Raw genomic sequence first — 754 nt, forward strand, 5'->3', positions numbered from 1 at the left:
TGGGGCCGCGAGCGCCGGGATGTCGGCGGCGCGCTCGCGCAGCGGCGGCAGGCCGACGTTCAGGATGTTGAGCCGGTAATAGAGATCCGCGCGGAACGTGCCGGCCTCGACGGCCGCGAGCAGCGGACGGTGCGTCGCGGCGATCACGCGCACGTCGATGCGGATCGGCTCGGTCGAACCGAGGCGGATCACTTCGCGCTCCTGCAGCACGCGCAGCAGCCGGCTCTGCAGCGACGGCGGCATCTCGCCGATCTCGTCGAGAAACAGCGTGCCGCGGTGGGCGGCTTCGAACAGGCCGGTCTTGCCGCCGCGCCGCGCACCGGTGAACGCGCCTTCCTCATAGCCGAACAGCTCGCTTTCGAGCAGCGCTTCCGGAAACGCGCCGCAGTTGACCGCGACGAACGGGTAGCTGCGCCGCGCGGACAGCGCGTGCAGGCTTTGCGCGATCATTTCCTTGCCGGTGCCGCTTTCGCCGAGCACGAGCACGGTTGCGTCGGATTTCGCGTAGCGGCGCACGAGATCGCGCACGCGCGCCATCGGCACCGATGCACCGACCACGTCGTCGAGCGCGTAGCGCGCCGCGAACTGCTGCGTGGTGGGCTGCGAACGCAGCGCGCGGTCGAGCCGTTCGACCGCACGCGATTCCTGGAACGTCAGCACGCTGCCCGACGTGACGCCGCGATCGACGAGCGGCCCGCGATGCACGACGTAGCGCACGCCGCGCACGGTCGCGAGCGCGTCGCCATCCTCGCCG

Annotated in this window: 1 protein-coding gene; it reads right to left on the bottom strand. The window is 71.2% G+C overall.

The genetic code is table 11. The annotated features are described in order from the left end of the window. A partial coding sequence (locus G3N99_RS41315; protein ID WP_206125322.1) for a sigma 54-interacting transcriptional regulator occupies window positions 1-754 on the bottom strand: 754 nt, incomplete at both ends.

This window comes from Burkholderia sp. Ac-20392 (assembly GCF_017104585.1).
GTDB classification, from domain to species: Bacteria; Pseudomonadota; Gammaproteobacteria; order Burkholderiales; family Burkholderiaceae; genus Burkholderia; species Burkholderia lata.